The following is a 7,607-nucleotide window of genomic DNA, read 5'->3' on the forward strand; positions in this document are numbered from 1 at the left end:
TCTGTCAGCCGAGCTTCAATCTCCCCCGGTTCAATGCGGAAGCCACGAATTTTCACCTGCTCGTCGTTACGGCCCAGGAATTCCAGATCACCGTCCGGCAGATAACGGGCCAAATCCCCGGTACGATACATCCGCGCACCCGCTATCGGGCTAAAGGGATCCGGGATAAAACGCTCCGCGCTCAGTTCCGGTCGGTTAAGATAACCGCGCGCCACCCCGACGCCACCAATATACATTTCGCCAGTGCAGCCCAATGGTACCGGTTGACCATAGGGGTCCAGCAGGTAAACACCGGTATTTTTCACTGGCCGACCGATAGAACGCGTATCTTCCGGCGATAATATCGCCTTACAGGTAGCAATCACGGTATTTTCAGTCGGACCATAGGTATTTAACAGTTGTGGACGATAGGCTTTCTGGGCAAACCACGCCTGAACAGCACTCTTCTGTACCGCCTCACCCCCAATAATGATTAACCTGAGGCACTCCGGTAGCGGTAATGCCGCCAGTTCAGACCAAAACAGCGTCGGCAGAGACATCACCGTAATACGATGTTGTCGGATCAAAGAGATAAATTCTTGTACCGAAACCAGCCAGCGATCATCACGCATCACCAACGTCGCGCCATGAGATAATGACGAGAAAAATTCTTCGATCGACGCATCAAAAGCAAAAGAGGAGAATTGCAACACCCGGTCTTGCGCTGTCACCGCATAAGTTTCATTAAAACCTAAATTGCGCTGATAAATCGCCTGATGTTCTATCGTCACCCCTTTTGGCTGTCCGGTTGAACCGGAGGTGTAAATCACATACGCCAGATGCTGTGGCGTCAACGCCAGTACCAGAGGATTACTGTCCGGCTGGTCTGGCCGGGTATTCGGGTCAAGCACTGTCAGCCCCGCCAGCGTGGCTTCACCCAACGCCACCCTCCCGGCCGCATCAGCCAGGACCACTGCTGGGGCGGTATCATTCAGGATATACGCCAGACGTTCCCCAGGATAGGTTAAATCCAGCGGCACATAAGCGCCACCGGCTTTCAGTACCGCCAGCAAAGCCACCACCATCGCCGGAGAGCGTTCCACGCAAATCGCCACCCGCTGGTCCGGTGTGACACCCTGAGCAATCAATTGATGGGCCAGGCGGTTGGCGCAGGCATTTAATTCGGCATAACTGAAGGTCTGCTCTTGATGCGCTAGTGCCGTCGCCTCCGGAGCCCGCTCCACCTGTTGCTCAAACAACTGATGAATACATAACGGGTCAGGATACTGGGTTTCTGTGGCGTTCCGGGTTTCCACTAATAACGCGCGTTCAGCCTCAGGCAGAATGCTTAGCGTCCGTACCGGTGTTTCCGGGGCCAACTCAAGCGCCTCCACCAGATTTTCCAGCGCCTGCCGCATATATCCGCATACCCGTTCCGGCTCATATGGCTGGACAACCTCAGCCGTCAACCCCAGTGCATTACCAAAATCTTCCACTGACAAGGAAAACGGATAGTTACTACTCTCCTGCCCACCAAGGAATTCGATACCACTCATGGTTTCATCCGAAACCACTTGTAATGTGTTATGCCGATAGTTCAACAAAGCACTAAAGAGTGGCATTTCACCCTGTACCCTACTGCAACGCTGAGCTAACGCTAATGAGGCATGCTCATAATCTAACAATTCGGCTAATCGGGCATGTGCTGCCCGTACACTGTCCTGTACCGGCGTATCATCGATATCCAGCCGCAACGGCAAGGTATTGATAAATAGCCCCATCCCACTGTCAGCGCCTTCCCCCGCCGCCATGCGCCCAAACAGGACGGTGCCGAACACCACTTTCTCCTGACCACTGGTACGCGACAATACCTGTGCCCAGGCCAAATGACACAACGTTGCCAAACTGACACCCAGACGTCTTGCCTGACTGCGAAGACGATCATTCAACACCTGAGATAACATTTGGTGTGATTCCATCATCTGCAAATCATTACGACGCACCTCCGTCAGTCCGAAGGGTAACGTTGGTTCATCCACTTCAGTCAGCATATCGGTAAAGAAGCGGATATACTCTGCCTGATTAACCCCCAACCGTGCCTGAGCAATCAAATTACGGAAAGGAGCAGGAACGGGCAGGTTATTCCCTTGCCCGATAAGATACGCTTGAATTTCCTGGTTCATGACTTCCATCGTCGTATGGTCGCCAATCAGGTGATGCTGCAATTGCAATACTCGCCAGCGACCATCGGTTTCCTGCGCCACCACAAACCGCAATAATGGTGCTTGATTCAGATCAAGACGATAATGACGCGGACTAAAACGTTGAGTCAACTGATCACAAATCGCCCCATCAGCCGGGTCGAGTGCCAATTCAGTGACCGATAAAGGCGCCTGACACCAGACCACCTGAACCGGCACAGATAATCCCTGCCAGAGAAAAGCGGTACGTAGGATATCGTGACGTTCAACCACCTGTTGTACCGCCGCAAAATAACGGTCTAATAAAGCGCGATCAGCAAAGAGCATCTGACTGACTATCAGATACGGATCACCTTCGTTTGCCAGTAAGTGGTGGAACAAAATACCGTCCTGCAACGGTGACAGGGCATAGATATCCTGAATATTGGCCATTCCACCCGGCACTTGCTCGACGAGGCAGTCAATGTCAGCCTGAGTCAGATCTATCAGCGGTAACATCTCCGGCGTGAGTGCCGTCGTCGCTGGCGTAATAACATTCGGTGGCACCACCACGGCCCGGTGCTGCCTCAATGTCTGCGACAGCTCAGACAATACTGGAGACTGGAACAAGTCACGTACCGCCAGTGCCAGCCCCTGGTGACGCAGGCGTTCAATCATCCGTACCGCCAGCAGAGAGTGACCACCCAGTGCGAAGAAGCTATCGTGTCGGCTAATCTGTTCAATACCTAACAACTCACGCCAAATGGTCGCCAATGCGATTTCCGTTTTCCCTTGTGGTGCTGCATAAATCTGACGGGCAAACGCTTCATTGTCCGGAGCTGGCAAGGCCCGACGATCCAATTTACCGTTCGGCGTTAGCGGAAATGCATCCAGCCGCACAAAGGCCGTTGGCACCATATAATCCGGTAAAATAGCGCTTAGGTAGGTACGCAGGCTATTCGCCAGCCCCTCATCCGCTGGTGCCACGACATAAGCAACCAGACGCTTATCTTGCCCTTGCCCCAATGCCAATACTACAGATTCACTCACCGCCGGGTGTTCTACCAATCGAGCCTCAATTTCCCCCGGTTCAATACGGAAACCGCGGATTTTAACCTGCTGGTCGTTGCGACCCACAAACACCAAATTCCCCTCAGGCAGGTAACGGGCTAAATCCCCGGTACGGTACATACGGGCATCCGGTTGATCACTAAACGGATCTATCAGGAAACGTTCCGCCGTCAGCTCTGGGCGATTCAGATAACCCCGCGCTACACCGGCTCCCCCAACATACAATTCGCCTGTTACCCCTAACGGCACCGGCTGACCATATTTATCCAACAGATAAAGGGTTAAATCCGGAATACGTGCACCAATAGGACTGGTTATCTGTTCCACATCATGCGGATTCAGTTCCCGATAAGTCACATGAACCGTTGTCTCCGTGATACCGTACATATTCACCAACCGTGGTGATGTCTCTTCACGCAGGTGATACCACGGCCGTAACATCCCCGGATCGAGGGCTTCTCCCCCAAAGATGATATAACGCAACTGGTCCGGTAATGGATTAGCAACATAACTGGCAATCAAGGCCTTGAACGCGCTCGGCGTCTGATTCAACACCGTGATGCCATGCTGACATACGAATTGATGCAGCTCTTGAGGGGAACGGGCAATTGCATGCGGCACCAGAACCAGTTTAGCGCCATAGCGTAACGCTCCCCATAATTCCCATACCGAGAAATCAAACGCAATGGAATGGAACAGGCACCAAACATCTTGCCGGGTAAAGTGATACCAGGATTCAGTCGCATCGAACAAACGCTGGATATTACGGTGCTCGACCATCACCCCCTTCGGCGTCCCCGTCGAACCGGAGGTGTAAATCACATACGCCAGATGCTGTGCGGTTAATGCCGGTACCTGTGGGTTATCCTCCGGCTGATCAGGCAAGATATTAGGGTCGAGCACCGTCAGCTCAGTCAGCATTTTCTCGCCCAGCGCATTACGTCCGGTATCATCCGCCAGCACGATAGCCGGCGCGGCATCGGTCAGGATATGGGCCAGACGCTCCCCGGTATAAACCGAGTCCAGCGGCACATAGGCGCCACCGGCTTTCAGTATTGCCAATACCCCCACTATCATTGCCGGTGAACGTGACACACAAATCGCCACTCGCTGATCGGGCACGACACCCAGTGCGATAAGCTGATGGGCCAAACGGTTGGCGCGGGTATTTAATTCAGCATAACTGAGAGCCTGCTCTTGATACACCAGTGCCGTGGTCTGTGGGGTTTTCTCCACCTGTTGTTCAAACAACTGATGAATACATAACGCCTCAGGATACACGCTTTCCGTCGTGTTCCAGGTTTCCAGCAATAGCTTGCGCTCCGCTGGGGCCAAAATATCAATTTCTCCGATCGGCTGTTGAGGGTTAACCACCATCGCTTGCAGCACCGCGTACAAATATCCCACCTGCCGCTCCATTGTCGCTGAATCAAACAGGGCAGTGGCATAACTCAACGCCCCCACGATCCGGCCCTCCTCCTCTGACAAACCCAGTTCAAGATCAAACTTGACAACATCAACGGCTTGATCGACCGGTGAGACTGCCAGCTTCGGCAGTTTCCAGTCCGTGCTCTCATTATTCTGCCAGGCAAACATCACCTGGAATAACGGGGTATGCGCCAGTCGGCGCGGCGGTTGCACGATTTCCACCACCTGTTCAAACGGTAAATCCTGATGCTCCTGTGCCGCCAATGCGGTTTGCCGGACTCGCGCCAGCAACTCAGTCACATTCAGCTCATCCGATAAGTCCATGCGCAATGCCAGCGTATTGACAAAGAAGCCAATCAATGGCTCTACTTCCTGACGACTACGGCCTGCACTCGGGGTGCCAATCACCACATTTTCCTGACCTGATAAACGTGACAGAACCACCGACCAGGCTGACAACAACGTCATGAATAAGGTGACACCGTGCTGTTCACTCAGGCGTTTCAGGGCCGCCGTTAACTCCACATCCAGGGTAATCGGCACGGCCTGCCCGGCAAACGACTGCTCCGGCGGACGGGGTCGATCTGTCGGCAAATCCAGCAAGACTGGCGCGTCAGCCAACATTGCACGCCAATAGTCAGACTGAGCCTGAATACGTTCAGCCGACAGCCACTGACGCTGCCAGGCGGCGTAATCCGGGTATTGGATCGCCAACGGCGGCAATGGATCGGATTGCCCATCCATAAATACCGTATAGAGCGTGTTCAGTTCCTGTATCAGCACATTGGCAGACCAGCCATCGGAAATAATGTGATGCAAAGTCAGCAAAAACTGATATTCGTCATTGGTGAGCCGGATGAGAGCCGCCCGGATAAGCGGACCACTTTTGAGGTCAAATGACGCGTGGGCCTCCTCTGTACTCAGACGCTCAAGGACCTCATCAGCATCCGGAACTCCACGCAGGTCATATTGAGATAACAGTAAGCCACTATCCGGCTCCAACAGCCGCACTTGCGGCTGACCATCTACAAAGACAAAGACAGAACGTAACGCTTCATGACGGGCAAATAAGGTATCCAGCGCTTTTTGCCAGGCCACGATATCCAGTTGACCAGACAATCGCAGGGCCATCGGGATATGATAAGTTTCACTGACGCCCTCAAGCTGCGTCAGAAACCACAGGCGCTGTTGAGCAAATGATAACGGTAATTCCCCTTCACGGGATATCGGCAGGATGGACGACAGGATAATGTCCGACTGCCCCATCCGGGCCTGCATGACCTCAGCAAAAGCCCCTAATGATGGGGATTTAAACAGGGTAGTCAGCGGCAGTTCAATACCTAAAGCAGTTACCCGATTCATCACTCGCATCGCCAGTAACGAGTGACCGCCCAAAGCAAAGAAATTGTCATGCCGGCTAATCTGTTCAACCCCCAGCAATTCACGCCAAATAGACGCCAGGGCAGTTTCCATCTCGCCTTGCGGCGCTTGGTAAATCTGACGGGCAAAAGCGTCCTCGCCCGGTGCCGGCAACGCCCGGCGATCCAATTTACTATTCGGCGTTAACGGAAAGGCATCCAAGCGCACAAAAGCAGACGGTACCATGTACTCAGGCAACGACGCGCTCAGATGTTCACGCAGACGGTTAACCAACCCGTCATCCGCTTGCGCCACTACATAGGCAACCAAACGCTTATCCTGCCCTTCTCCCAAAGCCAGCACAACGGATTCACTCACCGCAGGGTGTTCCAATAACCGGGTTTCAATTTCACCCAGTTCAATGCGAAAACCTCGGATCTTCACCTGATGGTCATTACGGCCCAAGAATTCCAGATTACCGTCCGGCAGGTAACGGGCTAAATCTCCCGTTTTATACATCCGTGCACCCGGTTTATCGTTAAACGGATCGACCAAGAAACGTTCAGCGGTCAATTCTGGCCGGTTCAGATAACCCCGCGCGACACCCGCACCACCAATATACAATTCCCCCACCACGCCCAACGGCACAGGACAACCAAACTTATCCAGTAAATAAAGCCGGGTATTGGCAAGCGGGCGACCAATCGTCGGAGAAGGATGCGCTGGCTCTATGCAGGCCAGCGTCGCATCCACGGTACATTCGGTTGGGCCGTATACGTTATAAGCTGTCAGTTGCGGTATACCGGCTACCGTCTGCCAGGTTTGTACTGATATGGGTTCACCGCCAATCAACAGCGTCAACGCTTTTTGATGCTGATGCAAACCCGCTGCCAGCAACATCTCTAATTGCATTGGCGTACAATCCAATACATCAAGATTTGTCCTGGCTAAAAATTGCAATAAGGCCGCACTATCAGCCCGCACATCTTGTGGAACAATCACCAGCGTATAGCCATTCAACAGACCCAGTAAGTTCTGCAATGCCGCATCAAAGGAAATACTGGCATTCAGGCTAACCCGGTAAGGTGCCGGTGAATACGCAAATGCACGCTCCGTCAGCGTTCCATGTAAATTTAACAGAGAGCCATGCTCAACCATGACCCCCTTCGGTGTGCCAGTAGAGCCGGAAGTGTAAATCACATAGGCCAAATGACGGGAAGTCAGCGCAGGTATCTGCGGATTACGGTCTGCCTGATCAGGCAAAAGATTGGGGTCCAATACCGTCAGTCCGGCCAGCGCTTCCCTGCCCAGTACTACACATCCGGCCTCATCAGCCAGTATCACTGACGGCGCAACATCATTCAGGATACGCACCAGACGTTCACCCGGATAAGCCGGGTCTAACGGCACATAGGCGCCACCCGCTTTCAACACCGCCAACAATCCCACCACCATGGCCGGTGAACGTGCCACGCAAATCGCCACCGGCTGGTCCGGTGTGACACCCAGTGCAATCAACTGATGAGCCAACCGGTTAGCACGGATGTTCAATTCGGTATAACTGAGCGTCTGCCCTTGATACACTAATGC

General features: G+C 53.3%; 1 protein-coding gene. It reads right to left on the reverse strand.

Annotated features, from left to right (window positions below; genetic code table 11):
* On the reverse strand, positions 1-7,607 hold a 7,607-nt coding region (locus ACGF63_RS21880; RefSeq protein ID WP_387633185.1), incomplete at both ends, for an amino acid adenylation domain-containing protein.

Source organism: Photorhabdus sp. RM322S (genome assembly GCF_042879395.1).
GTDB lineage: Bacteria > Pseudomonadota > Gammaproteobacteria > Enterobacterales > Enterobacteriaceae > Photorhabdus > Photorhabdus khanii.